Source organism: Pseudohalocynthiibacter aestuariivivens, assembly GCF_018457175.1.
Classification (GTDB): domain Bacteria; phylum Pseudomonadota; class Alphaproteobacteria; order Rhodobacterales; family Rhodobacteraceae; genus Pseudohalocynthiibacter; species Pseudohalocynthiibacter aestuariivivens.
Window position 1 is genome coordinate 1 of record NZ_JAGFNU010000020.1, and the last position, 25,497, is coordinate 25,497.

21 protein-coding genes and 2 pseudogenes are annotated in these 25,497 nt (G+C 53.0%); 12 read left to right on the forward strand and 11 right to left on the reverse strand.

Annotation, left to right across the window (positions count from 1 at the left end; translation table 11 throughout):
• Nucleotides 1–141 precede the first annotated feature (141 nt).
• The 3 genes from J4E70_RS18080 to J4E70_RS18090 form a co-directional block, all read right to left on the reverse strand.
• Nucleotides 142–900, reverse strand: coding sequence for a P-loop nucleotide/nucleoside kinase family protein (locus J4E70_RS18080; RefSeq protein ID WP_213891155.1), 759 nt, complete (start codon nucleotides 898–900; stop codon nucleotides 142–144).
• Nucleotides 901–924: 24 nt separating this feature from the next.
• Nucleotides 925–1,452: a phosphotransferase gene (locus J4E70_RS19455; protein WP_213891157.1), complete on the reverse strand. Its 528-nt coding sequence runs from the start codon at nucleotides 1,450–1,452 to the stop codon at nucleotides 925–927.
• Nucleotides 1,453–2,166: 714 nt separating this feature from the next.
• A complete protein-coding gene (locus J4E70_RS18090) occupies nucleotides 2,167–3,744 on the reverse strand; it encodes an oleate hydratase (protein WP_213891159.1) in 1,578 nt (525 codons plus the stop codon).
• A 619-nt stretch (nucleotides 3,745–4,363) separates the two neighbouring features.
• Between J4E70_RS18090 and J4E70_RS18095 the strand changes: the two genes are divergently transcribed.
• Complete coding sequence (locus J4E70_RS18095; protein ID WP_213891161.1) at nucleotides 4,364–8,863, forward strand: chemotaxis protein CheB; 4,500 nt, start codon at nucleotides 4,364–4,366, stop codon at nucleotides 8,861–8,863.
• Between the two features lie 56 nt (nucleotides 8,864–8,919).
• Here the strand turns inward: J4E70_RS18095 and J4E70_RS18100 are convergent, their stop codons facing one another.
• Nucleotides 8,920–9,243 carry a hypothetical protein gene (locus tag J4E70_RS18100; protein ID WP_213891163.1) on the reverse strand — a complete coding sequence of 108 codons (324 nt, stop codon included), beginning with the start codon at nucleotides 9,241–9,243 and terminating at the stop codon, nucleotides 8,920–8,922.
• 288 nt (nucleotides 9,244–9,531) lie between these two features.
• On the opposite strand from J4E70_RS18100, the gene J4E70_RS18105 reads away from it, so the two are divergent.
• The 4 genes from J4E70_RS18105 to J4E70_RS18120 all read left to right on the forward strand — a co-directional run bounded on the left by J4E70_RS18105 (nucleotide 9,532) and on the right by J4E70_RS18120 (nucleotide 13,779).
• A complete protein-coding gene (locus tag J4E70_RS18105; RefSeq protein ID WP_213891165.1) occupies nucleotides 9,532–10,773 on the forward strand; it encodes an efflux RND transporter periplasmic adaptor subunit in 1,242 nt (413 codons plus the stop codon).
• Nucleotides 10,766–11,485, forward strand: a complete 720-nt coding sequence (locus tag J4E70_RS18110) for an ABC transporter ATP-binding protein (protein WP_213891167.1) — start codon at nucleotides 10,766–10,768, stop codon at nucleotides 11,483–11,485. Before J4E70_RS18105 ends, J4E70_RS18110 begins: the two co-directional genes overlap by 8 nt.
• A gap of 1 nt (nucleotide 11,486) precedes the next feature.
• Nucleotides 11,487–12,698 (forward strand): ABC transporter permease, encoded by a 1,212-nt coding sequence (locus tag J4E70_RS18115; protein WP_213891170.1) that lies wholly within the window; start codon nucleotides 11,487–11,489, stop codon nucleotides 12,696–12,698.
• A 175-nt stretch (nucleotides 12,699–12,873) separates the two neighbouring features.
• Nucleotides 12,874–13,779, forward strand: a complete 906-nt coding sequence (locus J4E70_RS18120) for a methylenetetrahydrofolate reductase (protein WP_213891171.1) — start codon at nucleotides 12,874–12,876, stop codon at nucleotides 13,777–13,779.
• A gap of 50 nt (nucleotides 13,780–13,829) precedes the next feature.
• Here the strand turns inward: J4E70_RS18120 and J4E70_RS18125 are convergent, their stop codons facing one another.
• Nucleotides 13,830–14,186, reverse strand: coding sequence for a hypothetical protein (locus tag J4E70_RS18125; protein ID WP_213891173.1), 357 nt, complete (start codon nucleotides 14,184–14,186; stop codon nucleotides 13,830–13,832).
• Between the two features lie 168 nt (nucleotides 14,187–14,354).
• Between J4E70_RS18125 and J4E70_RS18130 the strand changes: the two are divergent.
• Nucleotides 14,355–15,382: pseudogene (locus J4E70_RS18130) on the forward strand (IS110 family RNA-guided transposase).
• 329 nt (nucleotides 15,383–15,711) lie between these two features.
• Here the strand turns inward: J4E70_RS18130 and J4E70_RS18135 are convergent.
• Nucleotides 15,712–16,158: a pyridoxamine 5'-phosphate oxidase family protein gene (locus J4E70_RS18135; protein ID WP_213891175.1), complete on the reverse strand. Its 447-nt coding sequence runs from the start codon at nucleotides 16,156–16,158 to the stop codon at nucleotides 15,712–15,714.
• Nucleotides 16,159–16,434: 276 nt separating this feature from the next.
• Here J4E70_RS18135 and J4E70_RS18140 point away from each other — a divergent pair.
• A pseudogene (locus J4E70_RS18140) lies at nucleotides 16,435–16,791 on the forward strand (IS3 family transposase); the annotation flags it as partial.
• A 41-nt stretch (nucleotides 16,792–16,832) separates the two neighbouring features.
• On the opposite strand, the gene J4E70_RS18145 reads toward J4E70_RS18140, so the two are convergent.
• Nucleotides 16,833–17,405, reverse strand: coding sequence for a glutathione S-transferase N-terminal domain-containing protein (locus J4E70_RS18145; protein WP_343229487.1), 573 nt, complete (start codon nucleotides 17,403–17,405; stop codon nucleotides 16,833–16,835).
• Nucleotides 17,406–17,721: 316 nt separating this feature from the next.
• On the opposite strand from J4E70_RS18145, the gene J4E70_RS18150 reads away from it, so the two are divergent.
• Nucleotides 17,722–18,318 carry a GNAT family N-acetyltransferase gene (locus J4E70_RS18150; protein ID WP_213891178.1) on the forward strand — a complete coding sequence of 199 codons (597 nt, stop codon included), beginning with the start codon at nucleotides 17,722–17,724 and terminating at the stop codon, nucleotides 18,316–18,318.
• Between the two features lie 512 nt (nucleotides 18,319–18,830).
• On the opposite strand, the gene J4E70_RS18155 is transcribed toward J4E70_RS18150, so the two are convergent.
• Genes J4E70_RS18155 through J4E70_RS18165 form a run of 3 tightly spaced genes read right to left on the reverse strand, consistent with a single transcriptional unit; the run spans nucleotide 18,831 to nucleotide 21,548 of the window.
• Entirely contained in the window at nucleotides 18,831–19,070 is a 240-nt protein-coding gene (locus J4E70_RS18155) for a DMT family transporter (protein WP_213891180.1), read from the reverse strand.
• Nucleotides 19,071–19,077: 7 nt separating this feature from the next.
• Nucleotides 19,078–20,625: a phytoene desaturase family protein gene (locus tag J4E70_RS18160; protein WP_246531855.1), complete on the reverse strand. Its 1,548-nt coding sequence runs from the start codon at nucleotides 20,623–20,625 to the stop codon at nucleotides 19,078–19,080.
• On the reverse strand, nucleotides 20,622–21,548 hold the full coding sequence (locus tag J4E70_RS18165) for an N-acyl homoserine lactonase family protein (RefSeq protein ID WP_213891183.1): 927 nt from the start codon (nucleotides 21,546–21,548) through the stop codon (nucleotides 20,622–20,624). Before J4E70_RS18165 ends, J4E70_RS18160 begins: the two co-directional genes overlap by 4 nt.
• 201 nt (nucleotides 21,549–21,749) lie before the next feature.
• On the opposite strand from J4E70_RS18165, the gene J4E70_RS18170 reads away from it, so the two are divergent.
• The 4 genes from J4E70_RS18170 (at nucleotide 21,750) to J4E70_RS18185 (ending at nucleotide 24,146) form a co-directional block, all read left to right on the forward strand.
• Nucleotides 21,750–22,286, forward strand: coding sequence for a flavodoxin domain-containing protein (locus J4E70_RS18170; protein WP_213891185.1), 537 nt, complete (start codon nucleotides 21,750–21,752; stop codon nucleotides 22,284–22,286).
• A complete protein-coding gene (locus J4E70_RS18175) occupies nucleotides 22,283–22,681 on the forward strand; it encodes a DUF1801 domain-containing protein (RefSeq protein ID WP_213891187.1) in 399 nt (132 codons plus the stop codon). The genes J4E70_RS18170 and J4E70_RS18175 overlap by 4 nt, the downstream gene beginning before the upstream one ends.
• A 17-nt stretch (nucleotides 22,682–22,698) precedes the next feature.
• Nucleotides 22,699–23,082 carry a nuclear transport factor 2 family protein gene (locus tag J4E70_RS18180; protein WP_213891189.1) on the forward strand — a complete coding sequence of 128 codons (384 nt, stop codon included), beginning with the start codon at nucleotides 22,699–22,701 and terminating at the stop codon, nucleotides 23,080–23,082.
• A 92-nt stretch (nucleotides 23,083–23,174) separates the two neighbouring features.
• Entirely contained in the window at nucleotides 23,175–24,146 is a 972-nt protein-coding gene (locus J4E70_RS18185) for an NAD(P)-dependent alcohol dehydrogenase (RefSeq protein ID WP_246531856.1), read from the forward strand.
• A gap of 23 nt (nucleotides 24,147–24,169) precedes the next feature.
• Here the strand turns inward: J4E70_RS18185 and J4E70_RS18190 are convergent, their stop codons facing one another.
• The gene (locus tag J4E70_RS18190; RefSeq protein WP_213891191.1) at nucleotides 24,170–25,189 is read right to left on the reverse strand and encodes an NAD(P)-dependent alcohol dehydrogenase; all 1,020 of its coding nucleotides are present in this window, start codon (nucleotides 25,187–25,189) and stop codon (nucleotides 24,170–24,172) included.
• Between the last annotated feature and the right edge of the window lie 308 nt (nucleotides 25,190–25,497).

A 25,497-nucleotide genomic window follows, 5' to 3' on the forward strand; every position in this document is an offset into this window, starting at 1 on the left:
ATCATGCAGATGTACGTCAATCTCGCGCAATATCTTCAGCGCATCCTCATCCGAATACCGTTTCCGAGCCATCCCTTCTTCCTCCTGTGACACTCAAATAGTGGCTCAGTTTTAGGGGGCTAAGACATCGGGCCTTGGCACTTACCTCTGGAGGCTGGTTATCACCGACATCACGCAGGACGCTGTGCCTTCTGCCGAACCTGCTGAGCGAATACGAACCCAGTCGTCAGGCGTGACATTAGAAGCTAGCTGTTTCTCAAGCACCGCGAGCCCCGCATCCGATGCATCACCCTTGCGATTGCGAACTCTGGCACGCAGTAGCCCGGGATCGCAGTCCAGCCAGAGTCCGCAGAAATCCACGCCGCTTCGATGTGCCTGCACGGGGAATTGCTCACGCTCGGACCGTGACAGAAAGGTTGCATCAACCAGAACCGGATAGTCGCAACCGAGGATACACCCAGCATCGCGCAACATCCGTGTATAGACACGAGCACTTGTTCTCGGCCGATAGGCTGCTTGCGGCAAACGATCTTCTGGCGGCACATCGAACATGTGCTTAAGGGCGACATCCGACCGCAAAACAATGGCACCAATTCCGCCACCAACCTGGGCTGCCACAAGACGGGCCACGGTCGATTTTCCTGAACCGGACAGCCCGCCGATCGCGATCAATCGTGGTTCTTTGGGGCGCTGAAGTATTTCGAGGGCGAACAAAAGTCGTTCCTTGGCAGACGGCTCGTGCGAGTCAGATGTGTCCTGCGAGACAGCGACCAAAGCACGGATCGCCGCCCGCATCGAGATGAAGAGCGACAACAGATCCAGTCCCGAATAGTCCCGCGCTGCCGCCAAATATCGGCTGAGAAAGGCGTTCGCCTGCACGCTCAACACCCGCTCGAGCATATCCATTACCACGAAAGAAATGTCTTAGATGATGTCGGTAGACGCCATCTCTTCGTTGAATTCCAAAGCGTCGAAAGGCATGGGTCGACCCTTGATCAGACAAATATTGCCCAGATGCAAATCACCGTGACAACGACGCACATAGCCGTGACGGCGACGCACATCAAGTTTAACCGCACAGGAGGATAGCGACTGTTCGGTTAATGCCACCCATTCTGCCACCGTCTCGTTCAAGCTCACGGCAGAGGGCGAAGCCATAATCGCCTCAGCAATCTGTTCAATTGTTGCTCTGACCCGCGCCGCGCCTCCGAATTCCGACGCAATGGTAGCGCATTGGTGCATACTCGCGACCGTATCCGCCAAGGCTTCGACCAGAGTGATGTCCAATTCACCTCGCTCGGCTAGCCGGTCAAACTCGTTGGCACGGTTGAATCTGCGCATCAGGACCACCCAGTCCAATGTTTCCCCAGGGCCGCCAAAACTCAGTCCTCCGTTGCGGCAAATGATCGGCACAACGCCCAAATAGATATCTTTGGCGACAGTGCGGTTCACTTCGATCTCTCGTCTGCAGGCCTTTTCGCGCAACTCTATGGTGCTGAAGTCGAGAAAATTGGTCTTGATCGGACGCTTGAGTTTGAGGACTTCGCTGCCGGACAGAAACAGGTGGAAATGTGGGTGTCAACGCGTTCGACGGGTTGCCCCCCATGTGTTGAGGGCTCGGTCAACCAATCCACCACTGCTGCTTGATCCGGACTACCCTCGGAACAGCCTTGCCCTTTTGTGTATTTGCCGACCACACCGTACTCCAGCAACGGAATCTCCAACCAGAATACATCTGAGGGTTGATCTGATGCCTTGCTTTAGATCAAGGCCCACGGTTTTCCCGGCGCTGTCACCGCAGGTTCGTAACATTCGTCTCTCAAGACCGAAATCGGAGCAAAACCCCATTCGATCCGACCGATCGCTCTCGATGGCTTGGTCCACGCTTTGCGAAGCCAGCGTGCCGGTCAGCGCTTCAACTCTCCGGCTCTGTTCTCTTTCTTGTTTTGGGGCTGCTTTATCAGCACAACAGCGGTTGGATGATCACCCAGCGAAAGCCTGCTTTGAGTCCAAACTTTCCACGCATTGGTGGCCAGTATTTTACAGACGCAGAGAGGTTAGGCACTCAAAGACGGCACACAGCAGTTGTTCGCGATGGTCCCTCAGTGCTGCAGCACAGCAAAGAAAACGGTCATTCAAACGCGGAGCAGCGACGCACCAATTTGATCACATTCCTATCAGTGCGCGGGCGGCCCGTATCAGCACCATCGGGTCAAGGTCAGTACGCGCGACGAGAGGCGGCGGGTCCACCCGGCCCGTCAAGCTCGCCACGGCGGTGCGGGCGGAGCGCACGGAGTATTCCACAGTGAAGACGCAATCCCGAGGCAACTCGCAATATTGCCCGATCACCGCGAAATTCCGCGCACCATTGGGGCGCACATCAGGGCGATCGCCGGGGCGACGGGGCATGAACTGGCTAGTGATAAACGGCATTCTGCAGGGAAGAACCCGCGCGCTGTCGAAACATGCCTTTTGCTTATTGGTCAGCTTAAGGTGCCCGGAAAGCTCGGTGATGATCTCGTCACCTGCCGCCTCCCACATCGGTTTTTTCACGAAATCGCCGGGACGGTCACCGCGCAAACCGTACCCCCAGAAGGTGTAGGTGCCGTGTTTCTGGCCACGGAAATGAGGCTGGTGGAAGAGCACGATGGAGAGTACCCAGCCTGAATCGGCGAATGTGACGAGTCCTCCGGTGCCGGTCCGGTTGTTGGTGAAATCCTCCATGAACTCGAAGAAGTCGGGGCCATCTACGGTAGCGGTGAAGGAATGCCACGCGGTCTTGCCGGTGTCGCCGCAGAACGCCTCGGGGTGGCCGAAGCCTTCGTGTTGCGCCGCGAGCCTGCGCCAGAGTGTCCAAGCACCGCTCTCCTGATCATGGAGTTCCGGTGCGCGGTCGTTCGATCCCATAACAGACCCGTCAGTCATGGAGCCCAGGGTAAGGTAGACGCAGTCGAACTCGTTTGTCTGCACATTGCCATCATCGGTCAAAGCCAAGGCGGTGACACGACGGTCCTGCCGTGTGCCCTCGATTGTTACGCCAATGACTTGTGCGCCGGTCGCAATTTTCACGCCCCGATCCCGCAGCCAGGTCACGATTGGGGCGATCAGAGAGTCGTATTGGTTGTAACGCGTACGCAGTATCCCGGCGATCCGGGTGAAGCCGGGGAAAAGGTGGATGAACCGCCGCAGGTAGCGCCGCATTTCAATCAGCGCATGCCAAGGCTGAAACGAGAACATGGTGGACCACATCAGCCAGAAATTGCTTTCAAAGAAGGAAGGCTGAAACCAGTCCTCGATGCTCTGGCTGCCCAAGAAGCGTTCCGACCGCAGGATTAGGCGGTTGATATCGACGATGTCATGGGCGCTGATCGTGAGGTCGTAGCGATCCTCAGCCGGTTTGCCTTCGCGCACGAGGCGACAATTGGAGGAACCGGGCACCATCCGATTGAAAGCCATGATGTCCTCGGTGATAGAGATACCCGGATCGTTCACGGATGGAATCGTGCCCAGAAGGTCGAACGTGCAGGCGAAATGCTCTTCAAACATTCGGCCGCCGCGGATCACGTACCCGGTCTCGGCGTCGCCCGACCCGTCAAGAGATCCCCCAGTGACGTCGAGCTGTTCATAGATGCGGATGTCTTTGCCTTCGACCCCAGCGTCGCGGATCAGGTAGACGGCCGTTGCCAGCCCGGCGATGCCGCCACCAACGATGTGGTGTTGTTCTTCTGATGCAACATTAGACATTGTATATCACCCCTCAACTGTGAAGCCTGCTCAGGCTATCTCAGGGCGGATGACAGGGCGTTGACATGTATCAGACGAGGGCGTCTCCAATAGTGGTAAAGAAACTACTCCATGTTGAGTGCCGATGACAGGCATTCAGGCGCCATGTAGCCCTTCGGGTGTCATGTTGACTACAGCTGACTTGGAAATGCTTGCAAAATGATAAGCGCAAGGATTGGTGCGCTTTTTGACAAAATTGGGAGGCTCTATGGCACGTGTATTTATAAATATTTATCTTTTAAGCATCCCGATGACCTTCATCTATCTTACATTTTTTGACGGCTATATTTACTCCGCTTGGAATTGGATTGTCGCAATCCCTGTAAACATGATGCTGAGTACAGTTTGGCCAATTTATTGGGGAATCCTTCATTGGGTTTTCTGAGGATAGAGCTCCTCACTCAATATTGAGCCATTTACTGACGTTAAAACACTTAAAATTGCACCGCTGAATCTGTGGAAGATGCACAGAACACTCAGGAATTCAGAGCGTTCCTAGAAAGATCGCAAGGGATGCACCCTTGTTTGGTCCTGCAAATACTGCAAAACTCGATCGCATAGATATGAGAGCTGATGACACATGGCAAGGAAACCCAAACTGCCAGCGCCCGGGCCCCGAACGCGCCAAACGGTAAAACCGACGACCACGAGAAAATCTGAAAACACCAAAAAGACAACAAAACCTACACCATCTTCGGAAACCAAGCCCACTATTCCGATTGTCGGTCTCGGGGCTTCGGCTGGTGGGTTGCAAGCATTGACCGATTTTTTCAAAGTCATGCCAAGTACAAGTGGACTGGCCTTCGTTGTGATTCATCATGTTGATCCGGATCACGAAAGCCTAATGGCCAGCCTTCTGTCTAAGCACACAAAAATGCAGGTTGATTTGGCACAAGACCTGACGCCCATTCGTGCAGATCACGTTTATATCATTCCACCCAACCACTTTTTGAGTATCAAACAAGGCGTCCTTCATCTGTCCGAACCCAAGGCCCGGCGCGGCATGCGTTTGCCGATCGACTTTTTCCTGCGCTCACTGGCTGTCGAACAAAAAAACAATGCCATCGCTGTCATCCTTTCTGGCACCGGCAGCGACGGTACCACTGGTATTAAAAGCATCAAGGAGTACGGTGGGATGGTTCTGGTACAGGACCCAAAAGAGGCCGATTACGATGGCATGCCACGCAGCGCCATTGCAACCGGATCGGCCGATCACGTCTTATCCGTAAAAAAAATGCCAAAGGTCGTCAGTGATTTTGTCAAACATCCATATGTCAGCCGGAAACCTCTTGCCAAGGTTCTGGGAGAGACTGCGCGCGACTCGTTCGAAGAAATTGTATCTTTGTTAAAAGCCCATTCACCGATTGATTTCGAGCGATATAAAGACGGTACGCTGTTACGCCGGATCGAAAGGCGAATGGCGCTCAAGCATCTGGAGAACTCCAAGGATTACTTGGCGCTTCTGCAAGATTCACCTGAGGAATGCGAGCGACTGTGCAGTGATTTTCTTATTGTCGTTACTTCATTTTTTCGAAACCCTGAGGCATTCGAGTATCTCAACGCAAATGTATTACATGACCTAGTTAGCAATCATAAAAAAGACCAGCCAATCCGGGTTTGGGTTCCAGCCTGTGCCACCGGAGAAGAAGCGTACTCGCTTGCAATTTTGCTCATTGAATGGATCTCCTCCCTACGCAAAAATATCAAGTTGCAAATATTTGCCTCCGACGTAGATGAACGAGCGTTGTCCGTGGCACGAGCAGGCGTATATCCAGATTCAATCGCAGAAGACGTGACTCCTGAACGTTTAGACCGTTTTTTTACGAAAGAAGACCACAGCTACCGTGTTTCATCTGAGCTGCGTGAGTCGATCGTTTTTGCCAATCAAAACCTGTTATCCGACGCTCCATTTTCGAAACTCGACCTTATTTCTTGCCGCAATGTATTGATCTACCTAGATCCCTCTGCGCAGTGTCGGATTTTGCAAATGTTCCATTTTGCGTTGATAAATGATGGACTCCTGATGCTGGGACTATCGGAAACCATTGGCAATCAGGACGATCTGTTCGCGCCACTTTCGTCAAAATACAGGCTCTTCAAACGGATCGGCTCATCCCTCCTCCGGAAAGTTAATTTCACGACAAGACCTGCCACCCTCATAGCGGGAAGCCAATCGGCATTGAGCCCGACAAATGTCAATCAAAGAACACGGCTTGCCGACCTCTGCCAAAAGTTACTGATTGAACAATACGCCCCCGCTGCAGTTCTGATCAATGCCAGCATGGAAACGCTTTTTGTACAAGGTGCTGCCGATAAATACTTAAAAGTACCGGTCGGCGAGGCCAGTCAGGATTTGCTTGCAATGGTGCGCGAAGGATTGCGCGCCAAACTCAGCAGCGCCATCCGGCAAGCTATCAAGGAAAACAAGGAGATTTCAGGCACAGCTACTTTGAGCCGTGATAAGCAAAAAATAAAGGTCAACATAAGGGTGCACCCTGTTAACGAGGATGGCTCTCCGCTTTTCCTTGTGACTTTTTCGGACCAGCAAACCATTGTAAAAGAATTGGGGCAGGACAGCACTGAGGGAGACCAGGCCGCCTTTCACCATATGGAACAGGAGCTTGATGCAACCAAGCAGGACCTGCGCAACACAATCCACGATTTCGAACTATCGACAGAAGAGCTAAAGTCTGCCAACGAAGAAGCGATGTCGTTGAACGAAGAGTTCCAGTCAACGAATGAAGAACTCGAAACTTCAAAAGAAGAGTTGCAGTCTTTAAACGAAGAATTACTGACGCTGAACACCCAGCTTCAACAAAAGGTGGAAGACGAACGCAGCATCTCAGAAGATTTGAACAATCTCCTTTCAAGCTCGGAAATTGCAACTATTTTTCTGGACCGGCAACTCAATATCATGCGGTTTACACCTGCAACGCGAAAAATCTTCAATGTTATCGCAAATGATGAAGGAAGACCCTTTAGCGACATTACCGGCAAGATCAATGATCCCGATATACTCAAAGATGCTCGTAAAGTGTTGCAAGACCATACCCCAATCGAAATTGAAGTTCCGGAAAAAACAGGGAAGTGGTATCTTCGTCGTATATTACCCTATCGCACGCAAGAAGGAAAAATCAGCGGGTTGGTGATAACCTTCATTGACGTTTCAGATCTTAAGATCTTGCAGAAAAATAACGAAGCTGCACAGCTATTTGCCGAAAACATCGTCGATACAGTGCGTGAACCTTTGGTGGTTCTGGACAAGTCATTTCGGATTATCCGTGCCAGCCGTTCCTTTTATGCGGCATTTAAAACAAGGCCCGTTAACATAGAAAACCTTTCAATCTTTGATATTCAAGATTGTCAGTGGGACATTCCAAATTTGCGGAAGTTGTTGGAACGCGTTCTGCCCGAAAAGGAAACCGTCGAATCTTTCGAAATCACTATTGATACCACTGAAGCTGGTGCAAGAGACATGGTTCTAAGTGCCCGCAAGATTGAGCAGAAAGGATTTGGCGACGAACTGATCCTGCTTGCAATTGAGGACGTGACAGAACGTAAGAAAATTCAGAATGAACTGATTGAACGTGAAGCGCGCCTTGCAATCATTCTGAACTCCGCTCCTGATGCCATTATAACGATCACTGACGAAGGAACCGTCCAAAGTTTCAACGCTGCAGCGGAAAGAATTTTTGGATTTACCACCGACGAGATGATTGGTCAAAACGTAAGCAAGCTTATGGCTGACGTAGATAGAGATGCACACGACAGCTATCTCAGTAACTACTTGAAAACCGGTGAGAAAAAAATAATTGGTATTGGCCGCGAAGTCGTTGGCTGCAGAAAGGACGGGCGCGAGGTGCCGCTCCGCCTTACTGTTTCAGAACACTCATTCTCCGGTTCACAACAATTTGTCGGAGTCCTGCACGATTTAACAGAAGAGCGGAAACGTCGAGAAGAACTGCAACAAGCAAAAAAAATGGAGGCCGTTGGTCAGCTGACTGGAGGCTTCGCGCATGATTTCAACAATCTTCTGACTGCCGTCATCGGCAACCTTGAACTCTTGGAAATGAGAGTAAAGGACGATGCTTTAAGGGACCTGCTAAGCGAGGCACAGAAAGCAGCGGAAATGGGTGCTGAGTTAACGACCCGATTGCTTGCCTTCTCAAGGCGCCAGCCTCTTGAACCTAAAAATGTTCAAATCAACGAACTTGTTGTTGCTATGCGCCCACTTCTTAAAAGTACCGTTGGCAAGGAAATCAAGTACCGTGAAAAACTTGATAAAGGTCTGGCAGTAACGTTGACTGATCCTTCCCAGATCGAAAACGCGTTGCTGAATATGACGATAAATGCCCGTGATGCAATGCCAGATGGAGGTGTGCTAAAGATCGAAACCCGTAATGTTGTATTAGATCAAGACTATACCGACACCCAAATCGGAGTATCGGCTGGCCACTATGTCGCCTTGTCAGTGTCAGATACTGGCACCGGCATGACAAATAGTGTTCTTGAAAAGGCATTTGAGCCTTTCTTTACTACTAAGGAAACGGGTTACGGATCAGGTCTTGGCCTTAGTATGATCTATGGTTTTGCCAAACAATCAAATGGGCATCTGGCGATCTATAGCGAACCCGGTAAGGGTACGACGGTCAATCTTTATCTTTCGGTTTCCCATTCAACGGATGAGAATAATGAATCTGAAATTAGGCAAAGTTCTTTAAAAGCAGCGAATGAAACAATCCTCGTTGTCGAAGACGATCCCCTCGTCCGTCGCTTAACCGTGTCACGCTTGCAAGATATGGGCTATCAAGTTGTCGAAGCAGTGGACGGCCCAAAAGCGATTGCAATCCTGAAAAAGAAAAACTCCATCGATCTGGTATTCTCGGATATCATGATGCCTGGCGGCATGACCGGGTTCGACGTGGCAGAGGAGGCCCTATCTATCAATCCTGAATTGAAGGTCTTATTGGCAAGCGGGTTTGCCGATATGTCAGAGATAGAGACCAGCCCACACAAAGTTCTGCGTAAACCGTACAGCATAAGTACTTTAGCCCAGAACCTGCGCAAACTACTAAGCTAGTTGATTATACGTGGATCGACTCTTAATTTACTAACAGATCAGATGGGTCTGTTGCATTAATCTGCCTGAGACTGCAGCTTCGCGGCCATGCCAAGTTTTGGAGGCCCTTTACGCAGCGTAGCCCGTTCAAACATCATCGGTTTCCACCTGAGGTTATCCTTTGCGCCGTGCGCTAGTATTGCCGTTTCGCGCTTTCTTGCCGGGATGTGCGGGATCTTTTGGCGGAGCGAGGTATCGAAATGGATGCTTCCACGATCCACCGATGGGTTCGCAAGTTTGGTCCTGAGATAGCGAAGCGGTCGTTCAAACTCCGGTCGTGGTGCGGTCTGAACTGGTATGTGGACGAGACTTATGTCCGGATGAGAGGTAAAAACGCCCATCTTCGTTCTGAACCTGAAGCGCGGTGAACAGACCGTTTTCGATGTTTCGGGAAGCCCGGTTCGTCTTAAAAAGATAGAAGATACTCTTCCCGATTCGATTGATCGTTTTGAGACTGCAACAGCCCAACAGAGTGTTCGAATGCGGCGATTTAACCCTAAGAAATACAGCCATCACGCATCGGCAACCGGATCGCCGCTTTTCCGGGAAAAGTATTGATCCCGATCATCTCAATATTTTTCGACCGTGCTAAGATTTTTGAGGCTTGGACTATTATCCCGAGGACAGACATGGCTGAACCGAATACCGATGTCGAAAAAACGCTGGGGCTAAGAGCACATAAAAATTATAAACTTAGGTGGATCAAATACGCCATTGTTCTTACCTTTGTTATGGGTGGTATTTGGTACTGGATATCATTTTCGCACTCAAAATCTGTCACCCGATATATTACCTCAGAGGTTTCAATTGGCAGTTTCAGCGTTACCGTAACCGCCACTGGAACCGTCGAACCGACTAATCTCGTAGAAATCTCCAGCGAATTGTCCGGAACTCTGGCAAGCGTGAATGTCGATTATAATGACCGTGTCGAAGTCGGAACTATACTTGCTGAGTTGGACACGACAAAACTTGAAGCCCAATTGGAGGTGAGCAAGGCCTCACTCGATTCCGCAATCGCCCGAGTGGCAATGGCACAAGCGACCTTGGATGAGGCTAAAGAAAAATACGAAGCCGAGCTGAATCTGGAACAACGCGGTGTCACCTCGCACCAGGCCTTCATCTCGAAAAAGGCCGCATACATACGTGCGCAAGCGGAATTGCAATCTGCCATCGCAGATCGTGCGTTGGCCGAGGCCAATCTCAACCTGCAACAGGCTGAGTTGGACAAGGCCTGTATTTGTTCTCCGATTCAAGGCATCGTGCTGAACCGGGCTGTTGATGCAGGGCAAATCGTGGCCTCGTCATTGTCTGCCCCAATCCTTTTTACCGTGGCCGAAGATTTGACGGAGATGGAACTACAAGTCGATGTCGACGAGGCTGATATCGGCCAGATCTGTGTCGGTAACAGAGCCGAGTTCACCGTTGAAGCTTACGATGATCGTCGCTTTCCAGCCGAGATTTCAAAGATACGGTTTGCACCGGAAACAATCGACGGTGTTGTGACTTACAAAGCGATTCTGACGATTGATAACTCAGACCTGCTGCTACGCCCGGGCATGACGGCAACGGCAGACATTACCGTTGCAGAAATCGACGATGTCTTGACGGTTCCCAATGCCGCACTGCGCTATGCCCCACCACTTGAACCCGCAACAGAAGACGAGGAACGCAGTGGGCTTCTGGGTATGTTGATCCCTTCTGGAAGGGACGATGACCGTCGCGAAGATGACAAAACACTCTGGATCTTGAAAGATCGTGTACCAGAGGAGATTGCCGTGCGTACAGGAGCGAGCGATGGAAAACTGACTGAAATCATTGAGGGAAGTGTTTTTGCAGGCGATTTGGTCGTTACGGATCAGATCGATGAATAATGTACCAGCAGCGAAAACACCGTTGATCGCGTTACATCGCATTACCCGCATTTACGGTCACGGCGAGACCGAAGTGCGGGCACTGGACGGCGTTAATCTGAAAATAAACAAGGGCGAGTTTGTTGCAATCATGGGCCCCAGTGGTTCGGGCAAATCAACGGCAATGAATGTCATTGGTTGTCTGGATTCACCGACTGGCGGTCAGTATCTGTTTGACGGTGTCGAGGTTGCTGATCTGACTCAGGATCAGCGAGCATTGCTGCGCCGCCATTATCTGGGGTTCGTGTTTCAGGGGTACAACCTTCTTGCCCGAACAAGTGCGCTGCAAAATGTGGAACTGCCACTGATCTACAAAGGCTTGCTACGAGCGGAGCGAGAAGCTGCTGCCCACGAGGCGCTTGAGAAAGTAGGGTTGGCCCATCGAGCCCTTCACGACCCGTCCGAACTGTCAGGGGGACAACAGCAACGCGTCGCGATCGCCCGCGCACTTGCCGGAAAGCCAAAGGTAATCCTGGCGGATGAGCCCACAGGGAACCTTGATACAAAGCGTTCCGCCGAAATAATGGAAGTTTTACAGCATCTCAATCGCACCGAGGGCCTGACCATCATTATGGTGACCCATGAAGAGGCAATGGCACAATATGCTGACCGCTTGATCTGGATGGTTGATGGTCGCATAGAGCGTGACACTCCAACCCAAAGAGCGGCCTAGTATGATTTGGGAAACGATAAAATTGGCGGTCCAAGCAATCTTTCGCAACGCAATGCGGTCATTCCTGACTGTGCTTGGTATTGTTATTGGTGTAGCCGCGGTCATTGCAATGGTCACAGTTGGGCAGGGGTCTACCGAACAGGTTACCACCGATGTTGAAAAGCTGGGCAGCAATGTCCTGATGGTTCTTCCCGGTCAGGACGCCATGGAGGGTGGCCCTGCTAGTACAGCTTACTCTCTCTTCTCCATCCGGGATAACGATGCTGTTCAGGATCAGCTTAGTGTCGTCGATATCGCCGCGCCACTCAGTATAGCCCGGTCACGGGCGGTCTTTAGCAATGAAAACAGGCGCACTGATATTGTCGGAACGGACAATCGCTATTTTCAGGCCGCCGGGTGGGAACTTGCCCGCGGCCGGTTTTTTGAAACTGCTGAGATCCAATCTGGCAAACCGGTTTGCATCCTGGGCGAAACTGTACGCTCCGAATTGTTCGGGTATGCTGACCCGATCGGCGAAACAATCCGCATCAAAACACTGTCCTGCAAGGTGATCGGTCTGTTGCAATCAAAAGGAGCATCTACCTTCGGCAGTGATCAGGATGATTTCGTAATCATGCCCATAAAGACGTTTCACCGCCGCATTGCGGGAAATGCTGATGTCTCTACGATCTATGTTTCAGTACGCGAGGGCGTCTCTACTGACCGTGCTAAGGAGGAAATAGAAACTCTCATGCGTGAAATCCGGCGGATCGGACGCGGCGAAGATGATGATTTTACCGTAATGGACATGAAACAGATCGCCACCATGCTGTCCGGAATCACTGATATCCTGACCGGTCTTCTGTCTGCAGTTGCAGCAGTCAGCCTGCTGGTGGGCGGAATCGGGATCATGAACATCATGCTGGTCTCCGTGACTGAACGCACGCGCGAAATCGGTATCCGGCTCGCAGTGGGCGCACAAGCACGACAAGTGCTGACGCAATTTTTGGTTGAAGCAATCGTACTGTCGCTAATTGGTGGTTTGATAGGTATTGTTGTAGGGCTGGCCCTGGCGCTGATTGGAGCAAACATGCTTTCCATTCCATTCACACCCGACCCAAAAATTATCGTTTTGGCTTTTGCATTTTCTGCCGCGGTTGGGGTGATTTTCGGCTATTTTCCAGCTCGCCGCGCTGCACGGCTCAATCCAATTGATGCCTTGCGCCACGAATAGCGAACCTGAGGGGGTGCTGTAAAACCAATGCGAACTCTTCTCAGTTTTATTTCTGGGGTTAACGCCTTTAGGACAGATTTGAGGAGTTAGCGTCAGGAGGATTTCTTGTGCATCATAACCGTGAAGGAGTGAAGATGAACAAGCAATCTGGAAGCAGCATAAGGATATCCTTTCCATGAAACGTCAGCCGATCGTCCCCCAACCGACCGAAGCGCTTCTGAAACGCTTGTTTGACTCAGGCGGGTCTGTTCCGCTCAGTTTCGAGTTGTTTCCGCCACGAAGTCAGGTTGGCAGGGCGACGCTCTACGAAACTGTTGATCGTCTGGCAACCGTGGCGTCCAACGGATTTTCGGTAACCATGGGCGCAGGCGGGACAACGAGGACTGGAACCTATGAAACGGCTGTGGAAGTTGCAGAAAGAAGTCAGCGCCCTGTTACCGCTCATCTGACGGCCTGGGGACTAAGCTGCGATCAGGCGCTTGAGGCCGCCGAAGGGTACTGGGCCGCGGGTGTGACACGTATCCTCGCCCTGCGCGGCGATCGTCCGCGTACAACCCAAATGCCGAAACCATCCGGCTTTGCACATGCGACCGAGTTGGTGGAAGCGCTTCGCAAAATTCACCCCTTCGAAATCACTGTTGCCGCCTACCCTGAGAAACATCCGGAAGCAGAAACGCTTGATGCCGATATTGACCATTTGAAGGAGAAGCTCGAAGCTGGCGCCAGCACGGCATTCTGCCAATTTGTTCTTGATCCGGCTGCCTATGGTCGGTTTTTGGATCGTTGCGCCGATCACGGGATCGATGTGCCAATCATTCCGGGCCTGATGCCGCTGGAGGGCTGGGAGCGTCTACGCGGATTTGCCCGTGCGAATGGAACGAACATACCTAACTGGCTCGACCAGTTGTTTGCTGAAGCGGAGAAGACGCCGGAACTGTCTGCTCATCTTGCTACCGCAGCAACAGTCGAGCAGGCTCGTCGCCTGATCGCCTATGGCGCCCCGGCCATCCACGTCTACTCAATGAACCGCTGGCCCACACCATTGGCCTTGGCCCGGCTGCTCGGGTATGCATCACAATGACGATACCTTTCCCGTGGTGCAGATATTCGCGTTGACGGATTTCGACGCGCTCAGGTCTCATGTAGCAAACCCCAAATCCCCCAGACGACCCACAGTGTTACAATTGGCAACACGAACCAATAGGCCGTTGGACTTCCGAGCGTCCAGCCCTCGGCATCTTTCGCGAAATAAACCGCTGCAAGCGAAACGATGAGCCAGTAGACGGTGATGCCAAACGCTGCAGCCAGCCTGATCCGTCCCCAGTGCCGCCCCAAGAAATGGCCAATCAGCCCAGTGATCAAAAGTGGCGTGTAGACTACCAGATCGCCAAAGGCGAACCCTTTCCAATAGACGACCCCAACCTCGGTCAATTGTTCAGCTGACTTTTGCGTGCCCATTTCAACGCCAAGTTGGCTGGTGGAAACCATCAGATGGGCCAGCGGCCATGTGCTTCGCGCTAAGAGGCGAACACAAGACTGCTTCTGACAAAACGCCAAGCACAAAATTGTACTTGCAAAAAGGGAGCCAATGGTATGGACCCCGCCGCCTTTAATCGGTGACCCTTAGAGGATCAACTTAGGGAAAGGAGAATTACAATGCAGATTGTACAAATTGGTTTGGACTTGGCGAAGACGGTCTTTCAAGTCCACGGTGTTGATGATCAGGGTAATGCGGTTCTGCGAAAGACATTACGGCGAGACGCAGTTCCGCAATTCTTTGCTGGTTTGCCGCCCTGTGTTGTTGGCATGGAGGCCTGTAGTGGGTCGCATTATTGGGCAAAAGTACTTGGTGACCTAGGGCATGAGATCCGCTTGATCTCACCGCAATTTGTGACGCCATATGTGAAGTCCAACAAGAATGACCGGAACGATGCTGAGGCTATTTACGAAGCAATCGGCAGGCCGTCTTTGCGCTTCGTTCCACCGAAATCAGCTGAACAACCCGAGATACAGGCGGTGCATCGTATGCGCCACAGACTGGTGTCAGACCGGACACGTCTAGTAAACCAGATCCGAGGTTTGCTGGCAGAGCATGGCGTGGCGATAGCCCGCGATAACTCGCGCCTCAGTATGCTCTTGGGCAGATTGCGGATGGGGTCGACAAGACCCTTGGGGGCTTGATCTTGGAGCTGGTTCGCGATGTGCGCGAAGAACTCAATGAACTGGATCAACGCATTACCTCCTACAATCAACGCATCCGAGACCTCTTTCGATCCAATGAGATGTGCCAACGCATTAGAAAGATTGATGGGATCGGTCCAATAACAGCAACAGCGCTGGTTGCCGCCGTCGGCGACCGGACGTGCTTCAAAAACGGAATGCAGTTTGCCGCTTGGCTTGGGCTCGTTCCCAAACAGCGATCCAGTGGTGGCAAGTCGCACCTGTTTGGAATCGGCAAACGCGGGGACCGATACTTGCGCACCTTAATGATCCATGGCGCCCGCGCCGTCCTTGGGAAGGCGGGCGGCAAGACCGATGCCAAAAGCCTGTGGATTAGACGGATGCGCGACCGGCGACATCCAAATGTGGTTGCTGTCGCGCTTGCCAACAAGAACGCCAGGATCGTTTGGTCAGTCTTGTCTGGTGACTCAGTCTATCAACCAACCGGCTCTGTAAAGATATAATACCAGCAGACGCTAAAAAGCTAAACCGAGGAGGACAAACCCGGAATATTGCAGCAACTTGGCATGGGATGGTGACAACGGCACGACCCGTCGCTTCTTAAACCTGGTGTGTGGATCGGCACAGCAAAGCTGATGTCTTGGAGCCAATGAGGGAGAAGCACGCGGAAATCCATCGGGGCTCGCGGTGACAATGTATTGGGCCGCTCATAGAAGCCGGATATACATCAGCAATCGTGATCCTGAACCAGACCTATCAAGACCGTTGCAATTAGGCGGGATCCATATTCATCCACACACGGCCCCTAAGTGTGGTGGAATGGGTGGCCATGTCAAACCGTCACTAACTCGCAATGACCAAAACCCTTTCGATAGTCGAGAAGCGAGATGACACTCGGGTCAATGCGAAAGATCGCCAACTCGACATCTTCAGTAGGCACATAGTCCGGGATTTGCGGGAACTTCTTGGACATCATTTGGACAACGCCCTCGAATTCCTTGGGGTCCGTGACCAGAACTGCTTTGCCGCCCATAGAGAGCCCAATGATGTCGCTCCAGCTCTTGTAAGGACGGTTGATGGTTAGCGAGACTTTATTGTTTGCAGCAAGATTCTTGGCCTTTTGGCTATCGGCCGACGTTCCAAAATAGATAGTCAGACCCTCATTCATGAAACTGACCGTGGTTGCTTGAGGAAACCCATCCTCGCGCACGGTTGCGATGGTCATGTCATCGGTGTCATCGATGATAGATATGATTTGATCCTTCAGTTTCTGGTCCACAGCGACACCTCCCAAGCGAGAATTGAAAACTAAAAGAAACAGATCACATAATTGGGTCGTCAATATTGACGTGTATCAATCGCCGTACGCGACAGGTCTATATTGAGGGGCATATCATTTGGTTGAAACGGACTCTCGCGCGACCGGAGAATGGTCACGAAGAATAGAGTCACGGTGAGGCCGATGAATCGACAGAACGAGATTTGCTAAACTTCGGTCTCTTGGATCAGCCGGTGGCCGATGCAATCAAGCTAGACAACGGATTTGGTTCTGTAAGCTTCGCTGATGATTGTCTGGCGAGGCAAACCGACCGAAAAGGTATTGATCCATTCTGATCAGGGCTCACAATTCACCAGCCTTGAGTGGGCATCATTTCAAAAGCACCACAATCTACAATACAGCTTGAGCCGCCAGAGTAATTGCCATGACAACGCGGTAGCCGAGAGTTTCTTTAATCTATTGAAACGAGAGCGCATTCGCCAGCGCCTGTACAAAACCCGAGACGATGTCAGGAGCGACGTCTTCGACTACATCGAATTCTTCTACAACCCAAAACGCAAACAGGCTAGAAACGGCATGTTGTCGCCAGTGGATTTCGATAGGCAGCAAATACTGAACCTACAAGGTGTCTAGGAAACTAGAGGCATTCATGAGCCTGCTAGCCATTTTCCGCCTCACAAGCTATGTGGCGTCGAGTTTTCTCGCGTAACTTTCCATCTAAATCCCACAACGCGACTTGAAGAAACTCCGACAACAGGCGACCGTACGGAATGATCAAACTTGGCGTCTATAGCGTAACTTGGCTGCTGGCCGCCATCGCCTTGTTTTATCTGGCATCCTTTGTTGCCCGTTGGTCCCATCGGCGGTTCGCAGGGAAAGCAAGAGGAAAGGCCAGCCACACAATTCCCCGATCTGGCCCACCGACAGAGCTTGATGAACTTTTCGCTCCACTCATCGGCGTATCGGCTAGCTAGGTAGCGTAGAATGCATCCTGTTTCCCATAGGGGTGGGTTCGTTCCGTCCTGCAAAACTGGAATGGTCCGGTTTGGGTTGAGATCAAAAAAATCATCCGTGTCGGTTCCGCCATACTTGTGCCCAGCATCATGGCGTTCAGATGTAAGACCGAGTTCGCCTATACACCACATCAGTGCCTGAACATTGGACGATGTTCTTCTTCCCCAAACCGTCAACATTCTATTCCCTCCTACCCGATAATAATTGAGAGCAGCGTATCTGGAATCAGGCATAGGGCAAGTTCCGCTTTTTCCGCGCTGCCGTCATTCTCTCTTCGCAAATGCTGCGCAGAGCACGAATGGTCGGAATACGAAAGCTGCATCGCGGCGCAAACCGACCCAATGAATGTCTCCTGTGGGCCGTAGCGGGGGTCGCGCCTATTGAGGCCTAGGTCCGGTTTGTCCGGCGGTTTCAATCGGTCGACACTTCTGCGGCGAAAGCCTGTTTTGAGCCCAAATGTGACATTCAGTTGATGAACTCTCTCTTGTGCCTTGGTGGAAAGCCAATAACAATCACAGAGTATTCTTTGTGGAGGTGATCTTGAAAGACATGCCGATCAGAAGGGGTGACTGGGACGACGAGGAATGCATGGGCGCATTGCTTTCTGTATCATTCGTTGACGATCCCTTCGTTCGTTGGCTGTTGCCTAAGTCACGTGACTTCCTGCTTGACAGCAAAAAGCACCCAAGGCGTGCATATTCAGCCGCGTTCGATGCCGGAACGGTCTATGTCATCGGTGATTTTGCTGGAGCGGCGGTCTGGCTTCCACCCGGTGCAAAAAAGGATCGCTCGGAAGCGATTGCGCAGACTGAAACTTCGGTCGCAACTGAGAGCCAAATTTTCCCACCTGAGTTTCAAGCGTTAGTTTCTCAAAGCGCGGCCTATTGCCCAAGTGATCCGCACTGGTACCTTGGCTTGATTGCCGTGGACCCCGCATATCGCGGGCACGGTGTCGGGACGAAACTCTTGGAATATTGCCTCGCAGTCGTCGATCGCGATGGACTACCTGCTTATCTGGAATCGACTAATAAAGCCAACCGATCCCTCTACCGGCGTTTTGGCTTCCAAGAGTTGGCGGAAGTACGCGTTGGTTTGTCGCCACCTCGTTTTCCTATGTTGCGCCCGGCACGAAAACAAAATGTGTAAAAGTCTGGATGACTTTCCAACAGTACTAGATGAGGGCTACCCTCGAAAATCGGCTTTGTACCCGCAAAGCCGTCGTTTAAAGTAGTAAAAAGCAATGTCCCCTAGTGCAGCAAAAATTCCAAGCAAACCGAGCTTTCCTAATTCTATCAAAGCATAGGGGAAGGTGTAATCTCTCAAGCCTTGAGAACGGGACCGGCGCGGGTAGTCAAATTTAAACGTGGGCAAAATCAAGACACTTTTCCGGAGCGTTAACGCGCGAGGCATGGGGCCTTACCAAATAGTTAGTCCGCATAGCAGTCATTTGAAGTAAGCGCAGCGAACTACCGCTTTGAGCTCATTTTTCCAGATGCCGCGTCGCGTACGAACGTCCGCTAACGCTCACAGTCAGCACTCATCGGAGAAGCGAAACATTGCTCTGGGCGCTAACCACTCGCTGTCGAGGATAGCGCGTTCAGCACAAAGACTCCGGCCAAGATCGGGCCGATCCCTAAATAGCCGTAGCCGTCGAGCGATTACCCAAAGACCAAAGCACCAATCAGTGTGACGCCGGCGATGCCGCCACCCACCCAAAACGAATAGGCGACCCCAAGTGTCATAGTGCGGACAACAAGAGATATGACGTAGAACGCGAGTGCGAAGCAGAGTAGCGTCAGTCCTGCAAATCCGAGTTTCGTGAATCCCTCCGATAGTTTGAGAGACGTCGTCGCGAGCAGTTCGATCGCGATACCTATCGCCAGCAACAACCAGTGCATTGAGACATCACCCTTTCAGTTGTTTAAAAATTCTGCGATCAACACTGGCCGCACAAAGAATCCCGCCCCAGAGCGCGCCTTGAATGCCGATACTGACCACGTCCTGCCCTGAGAGATAGAGCCCTTCGATTGGGGTTTTGGCTTGGAGCGCATCGCTCAAAACCCGTTCGGGCGTCCCATCCAGCCCATAGAAGCGGCCCTCGTGGTGACCGGTGATCGCGGCCGTTGCCAAGGGCGTCGAAAGCTCACGAAACACCACCAGTTCGACCAGCCCGGGGAAGTAGGCTTTGAACAGCGCGAACATTTTATCCTCAACCTGTTGTTTGAAGGCATTGTACTCGGCACCCCGTGCGCCCGAGGGAAGGTCCGCCCATCGCGCGACGCTGTTCCAATCGGCCCAGACGACCATGTCGCCCGCATATTTCTGCTTGGGCCCCGGATCGTGGTTTGGATCCTTCAGAGAGCCAAACGAGACGAAAAAGCCCGGCGGATTTCCATTCGGTGCATCGGCCCAGATCGCGTCGATCTCGCCCGTTGGATAGACCCAGTGGTTTGACCGTGTCGCTCCCGCCTCTTCCACATCGCCTTCAAAGCCAAGGAACAGATCGAAATGGGCAATGGAGGCGGGCAGCGCTTGTATTTCACTGATCCAGTCTTCGGGACCGAAGCCTTCGGGCAGCAAATTGTTGAGCGTCTCGCGCGCACCGATATTGGATATGACAACGTCTGAATAGATGTTTTCACCTGTCGATGTGCGTACTCCGACGACCTTGTCGTTCTCCACCAGAAGCGTTTCAACCTTCACTCCGGCGCGGGCCTCTCCACCCGCTTCTATGATCGTCGGTATCAGATGTTCGGCAAATGCCTTGCCACCCCCCACCGGATACCATGCGCCGCTTTCCAGATAGCAACCAAGTATCAGGGCATGCATGGCAAAGCTTGCCTTGTGGGGACGGCCCCCATGGTCCCCCCATTGCGCGGTAAAGGCAGCGGCAAGGTCCGGATTTTGCGTGATGCTGTCGACAACCTCCTGTGTCGTGCGCTTGCACCATTTGTCGATGGCCCGCTGGTTCCACCAATCAAACATTTGGCCGACAAAGTCCGGCATGGCGCGGGTTGAAGCCACCGTGTACATCGTTTTCCGCCCTTCCCGGAGTGCTGCGGTCCATTCCTCGATCGCTTCGGCCTCATCAGGGAACCGGTCTTTCAGATCGCGCTCCTGGGCCTCGAAGGGGCGTGAAAGCGCAAGCGGCGGAGCGTCCGCTAGATGCAGGTTGTCATAAACTGCCCCCATCGATTCAAATTCCATCGGCGTGTGGGTCAGCCAGTCGAGCATACCCCGCTCCCGGTCGTCGGGGGCCATGCAGCCGAGATAGTGGATCCCAACGTCCCAGGAGAAGCCCTCGCGCGAGAAACTGTGCGTCAGGCCGCCCAAAGTCTTGTACTGCTCCAGAAGCAAGACCTTGTGACCCATCTTCGACAATGCTGCTGCCGATGTCATACCGCCCATACCGGACCCGACGACGATGGCGTCCCAATGTTCCTGATCTGTCATTTTGATACCTCCCTAAAAGAACTCGAAAAATTGCGCGTGGCCCGCGACACAGATTCTTCCGCGCCAAAATCATGCGATGCCACAACTGCCAGGCCCGGCAGGCATTGCTTCAACCGACGCACCTTGGCGAACGAGGCACGTAGAGCTTCTCTGTCACCGGTCCCTGGGACGATATCGTCCTCAAGCAAAGCCGCCTCATAAGTGAGGTCTCCCACCAGAAGGATCGGGTCCCACCCGTCTTGGCGGATCAACATGGACATGGAACCGGCCGTATGCCCCGGTGTGGGTAGCAGAATCATCGAGCCGTCGCCGACGACGTCGTGGATTCCGTCAAACCCTTCGAAGAGCGGGTCGTCGGTCGGCTCGAACGAAATTTGCCGCCACTTAGCTGCGGGGATTTCGATGTGCTCGCGCAGGATCCACTCGCGCTCGGGATGCGGTTCCGAGAGAATTGCCCACTCGCGTGCGCTTACCAGCAAGTCGGCCTGAGGAATAAGTGCAATCCCACCAACATGATCGAAATGAAGATGAGAGATGACTGCCTTATGAATGTCACTGGAAGCGACGCCCGCAGCTGAAAGAACCCGATCAATGCGATCGGTTTCTTTGACCTGCAATCGAAAAATCCTCGGCAACAGAAAGCGACCGATCGCTTGTTTGATATAGCGCCTGTCGGACATGATTGCCGGGTCGATTCCAGTATCAAACAGCACCAACCCGTCACGGTGATCAATTAAAAAGCATTGCAGAGGCACGGGCACCCAGCTCCGACCAAGGAAGACCCACCAAAGCTGCGGCATCCTGCTGCCGTAGCGATGCTCTTCGTGCTGCTCGGCGCACCCGCAATTCAAAATGCGAATTGACGCAATCTGTCGATCGGCCTGGCAGGATGGATCTACTTTGTTAGCTTGTGAGTCAGCCATGAGCCACTCCCTCCAGAAACGTTAGTTGAAATCACCGAACCCAACTGGATAGGCCACTCAGGAAACAGTAGCTTCGATTTCCAGCCTTGCATATAAACTGTCCGGCCCAATTGACCTGCCTCAATGACCCCCGAGCGCCCCTAGGCATAAAGCCAATGACCGGACTCACATTGCGTTCGGTTCGCAACTTGGGGGCTCGATATGAAGGGTGCCATTCTTTATGCGACCAAATACGGTAGCACAGCCCAATACGCTGAGTGGATTGGCGAGGCGACTGGTCTACCTGTTTTGAACGTAAGCAAAGGCAACGTTAATCTGAATGCGTACGACTTTCTGATCCTCGCGACTCCGGTGATCTACTACAAGCTCTTGATTACCGATTGGGTGCAAAGGAACCTCTCGAAACTGGAGGGCAAGCCGATCGTCATGGTTACGGTCTCAGGCGCACCTCCCGGCTCGAAACTGGATGCCTGGGTGGGCGACAGTCTGCCTGCCGGTTTCGTCGCCAATGCCAAACATGTAGCGTTACGCGGACGGCAAATCCCGGCAGAGCTGACGTGGTACGATCGAGCGATGTTGATCATCGCCGCCTGGAAAAACCCCGATCCCGTGGCAAGCGAGGAAGAGCTTAAGGGGTTTGATTACATGGACAAAGACAGCGTTGCGCCCGTGGTCGCGCTTGCAAACGAGTTCAAATCCCGAGACCCAGTAGCGAAGCAAACAGAAACCGTGAAGTGAGGCATCTAGTGCACTGCAAGCACGACACCATAGACGACTACATCAACGGTTGCAGCCCGGCGGTGGTACCTTTGCTGGAAGAGTTGAGGGGCTTCGTTCACGCCACGATGCCTGAAGCGACCGAAGATATGCAGTATGGCGCGCCGGTCTTCCTCAACGCGCACGGAATCCCGGTAATCTATCTATTCGGATCGAAAAAGCACGTGAACTTCGGCTTCCTGAAAAGCATGGAGCTGTCTGATCCGGACGGCATACTGAAAAGGTCAGGAAAGCCCAGCAAACATATCCGTGTGCTTCCGGGCAAACCGATCAATACGGCTAAGCTGATCAAGTTCGTCAGGCAGTGCGGAAGCTTGGGACTCGGAACTGACAGCCCAATTGGCCCAATGAAATGAAGCCCAGAGGAAAAGCAATGACCGATTCTCATCCAAATACCGAATTGCTGATGAAGCTGGACCTTCAAGACCTCGACGCATCAGAAGCGCTCTTTTCCGATGACTTCATCTGGCACTTCTTCAATCCAAAACTGCCCGATGTGCAGGGAGACTACGTCGGTTTCGATGGATTGAAGGTGTTCTTCAAGGCCTTGGCGGAAAAGACAGAAGGCTCCTTCAATGTTCAGCCTGTCTCCGTAACACCTGTAGGAAACGAACTGCTCGTCGTCCATGTCCGAGATATGATGACTCTTGAAGACACATCAGTGGCAACAGATGCCGTTGTCGTTTGGCGCATAGTGGACGGCCAAATAACTGAAGCTTGGGACATACCGGCAGTCTTCACTGCGCCGGAATCATGAACCCGCACTGAGCGCGAAACGGGCTTCCGGCTAGTATGAATTCGATCTCGTAAAAATCCGGCAAAGCATGCTCAATCTGGTAAACTCGCAATATGATCGACACACAGATGATGAAGGCGGCAGTCTTTAACCGATACGGCCCACCGGAGATGCTTTCACTTCGCGAGGTGCCTGTCCCGCGCCCGGCACCGGGTGAAATCCGGGTGCGGGTTGTTGCGACAACGGTCAACCGCACCGACACCGCCACGCTTCGGGCGCATCCGTTTTTTGCGCGGGCGATGACAGGACTTTTCCACCCGAAGATGCAGACGCTCGGCATGGATTTTGCCGGGATCGTCGATGATTTAGGCGACGGCGTGATCACTTACCAGCCGGGCGGGCGGGTCTTTGGTCTATTGCCAGACAAATTCGGTGCCCATGCCGAGTATCTTTGCATGCCCGCTGACGGGGCGGTCGCCTGCATTCCCGGTAATCTCTCGTTCGACGAAGCAGTGGTCGGCGAAGGTGCGTGGTATGCTAGCTCGACGGTTGGGCTGCTTTCGACAGGCCAAACGTGCTTGGTCTACGGCGCGTCCGGGGCCATCGGAACCGCTGCGGTTCAACTTGCAAAAGCACGAGGCGCAAAGGTGACGGCGGTCGTCGGAACTCGGCACCTGGACCTTGCCAATCGGCTCGGCGCGGACAGGATTATCAACTACGAGGATGAAGACTTTGCCGCGATCGGTGAAACTTTCGATCTGGTTTTCGACGCCGTGGGCAAGACCTCCTGGTTCGCCTGTCGCAGGCTTTTGAACCAGAACGGGATATTCGCCGCGACCGACCTTGGCCCTTTTTGGTCAAATATCCTTCTGAGTATGTGGTTCGGCATTACGGGAAGCCGCCGCGTGCGTGTCCCATACCCTGAAGACGCGCCGGGGTTCGTCCGACACCTCGCAGACCTGATGGCAGAAGACCGGTTCAGGGGCGTCTTTGATTGCAGTTATCCCTTGGATGACATCGTCGAGGCATTTCAATATGTGGAGACGGGGCAAAAGACCGGAATCGTCGTGATCAACGTTCAATAGCAGGGCACGGAGGCGGCCGAGCATCAAAGCCTGATCACCAATTTGCCTTTCACTTCACCAAGGCCGGTACGCCGCAAAGCCTCTGGTACCGAAGACAGCGGCATCACGGCCTCCAGAGGTGGAGCGACTTTTCCCTCGACGGCCATTTGTGCGACCCGTTCGGTCAGTCTCCGGCCACTGGGAACCATCAGCATCCCGATAGATTTTTTCTGAAGACGAAAGCGCAGACCACCAAATACGAGTGACAGCAGGACCCCCACGTTGCCACCCACGGCCCTGTAGATGCCGCCGCGGGACAGAGCCGGTGCGATCTTGGCCGGACCGCGCGTGGCGACCATGTCCAAAACCCGGTCCCATTGCTGGCCTGTTCGGGCAAAATCCTGCTCGCGGTAATCAATAACCTCATCGGCCCCCATGGACCTCAGCCAATCGATCTTGCTGGCGTTGTCCACAGCTGTCACATGCGCTCCTGCCGCTTTCGCCAGTTGGAGCGCCATGGTTCCCGACCCGCTACCGGCTCCATTTATCAATAGCGTATCGCCCGGTTTAAGCCCTTCGGTTCCCGCAACGGCGATGCCACCGGCTTGCGGCAAACATGCGGCGATCTCGTCAGAGAGCCCATCAGGAACCCGGACCATCTCGGCGCCGGACACACAGGCATATTGCGCAAACCCACCGCGCACCATGACAAGATCGCCCATGACTCTGTCTCCAATCGAGAACCCGGTGGTATTTGGGCCAAGCTTATCGACGACGCCGACGATGTCCGACCCCAGAACCGGGTGTTTCGGTCGCATCAGACCTCCCACGAGTCGTGCGTACAGCGGCGAGCCGATCAGATATTCCCAGTCTGAAAGGTTCACAGCGCAGGCCGACACCCTAACCCGGATCTGTGCTTTTACGGGTTCCGGAACCGGGATATCGGCAAGCCGAAGGTGGTCCGGCCCTCCATATTTTTCCTGAACGATAGCCTTCATCAACTCTCTTCCGCACCCGGCGCTTCCGATGCGAAAGGCCCGCAAGACCAGTTTGCGCCGGTTCACGCCCACGCTCAATCCTCAACATTTGAATGGTCCAACATTCTTTTCCACAGCAATCAATCGCAGCGATAGCTGCAGACATCAGCATTGCGTGCTTGACGCGTTCCCTTGCTAACGTGATGTTCAGAAACCGGCCAATGGCGCAACCGCAGCGAATAACCGATTTGTCCTGTGTGGATGGCTCCCTTTTTGCAAGTACAATTTTGTGCTTGGCGTTTTGTCAGAAGCAGTCTTGTGTTCGGCCTCTTAGCGCGACGCACATGGCCGCTGGCCCTGATGGTTTCCACCAACCAAGTCCCATTCCGCACATC

Excerpts from the sequence above, each read along its gene's own strand:
- J4E70_RS18080 (WP_213891155.1), bottom strand. The coding sequence starts at position 900 with ATGCTCGAGCGGGTGTTGAGCGTGCAGGCGAACGCCTTTCTCAGCCGA.
- J4E70_RS18090 (WP_213891159.1), bottom strand. The coding sequence starts at position 3,744 with ATGTCTAATGTTGCATCAGAAGAACAACACCACATCGTTGGTGGCGGC.
- J4E70_RS18095 (WP_213891161.1), top strand. The coding sequence starts at position 4,364 with ATGGCAAGGAAACCCAAACTGCCAGCGCCCGGGCCCCGAACGCGCCAA.
- J4E70_RS18100 (WP_213891163.1), bottom strand. The coding sequence starts at position 9,243 with ATGGGCGTTTTTACCTCTCATCCGGACATAAGTCTCGTCCACATACCA.
- J4E70_RS18105 (WP_213891165.1), top strand. The coding sequence starts at position 9,532 with ATGGCTGAACCGAATACCGATGTCGAAAAAACGCTGGGGCTAAGAGCA.
- J4E70_RS18110 (WP_213891167.1), top strand. The coding sequence starts at position 10,766 with ATGAATAATGTACCAGCAGCGAAAACACCGTTGATCGCGTTACATCGC.
- J4E70_RS18115 (WP_213891170.1), top strand. The coding sequence starts at position 11,487 with ATGATTTGGGAAACGATAAAATTGGCGGTCCAAGCAATCTTTCGCAAC.
- J4E70_RS18120 (WP_213891171.1), top strand. The coding sequence starts at position 12,874 with ATGAAACGTCAGCCGATCGTCCCCCAACCGACCGAAGCGCTTCTGAAA.
- J4E70_RS18125 (WP_213891173.1), bottom strand. The coding sequence starts at position 14,186 with ATGGTTTCCACCAGCCAACTTGGCGTTGAAATGGGCACGCAAAAGTCA.
- J4E70_RS18145 (WP_343229487.1), bottom strand. The coding sequence starts at position 17,405 with ATGCCTGATTCCAGATACGCTGCTCTCAATTATTATCGGGTAGGAGGG.
- J4E70_RS18150 (WP_213891178.1), top strand. The coding sequence starts at position 17,722 with ATGCCGATCAGAAGGGGTGACTGGGACGACGAGGAATGCATGGGCGCA.
- J4E70_RS18155 (WP_213891180.1), bottom strand. The coding sequence starts at position 19,070 with ATGCACTGGTTGTTGCTGGCGATAGGTATCGCGATCGAACTGCTCGCG.
- J4E70_RS18160 (WP_246531855.1), bottom strand. The coding sequence starts at position 20,625 with ATGACAGATCAGGAACATTGGGACGCCATCGTCGTCGGGTCCGGTATG.
- J4E70_RS18165 (WP_213891183.1), bottom strand. The coding sequence starts at position 21,548 with ATGGCTGACTCACAAGCTAACAAAGTAGATCCATCCTGCCAGGCCGAT.
- J4E70_RS18170 (WP_213891185.1), top strand. The coding sequence starts at position 21,750 with ATGAAGGGTGCCATTCTTTATGCGACCAAATACGGTAGCACAGCCCAA.
- J4E70_RS18180 (WP_213891189.1), top strand. The coding sequence starts at position 22,699 with ATGACCGATTCTCATCCAAATACCGAATTGCTGATGAAGCTGGACCTT.
- J4E70_RS18185 (WP_246531856.1), top strand. The coding sequence starts at position 23,175 with ATGATCGACACACAGATGATGAAGGCGGCAGTCTTTAACCGATACGGC.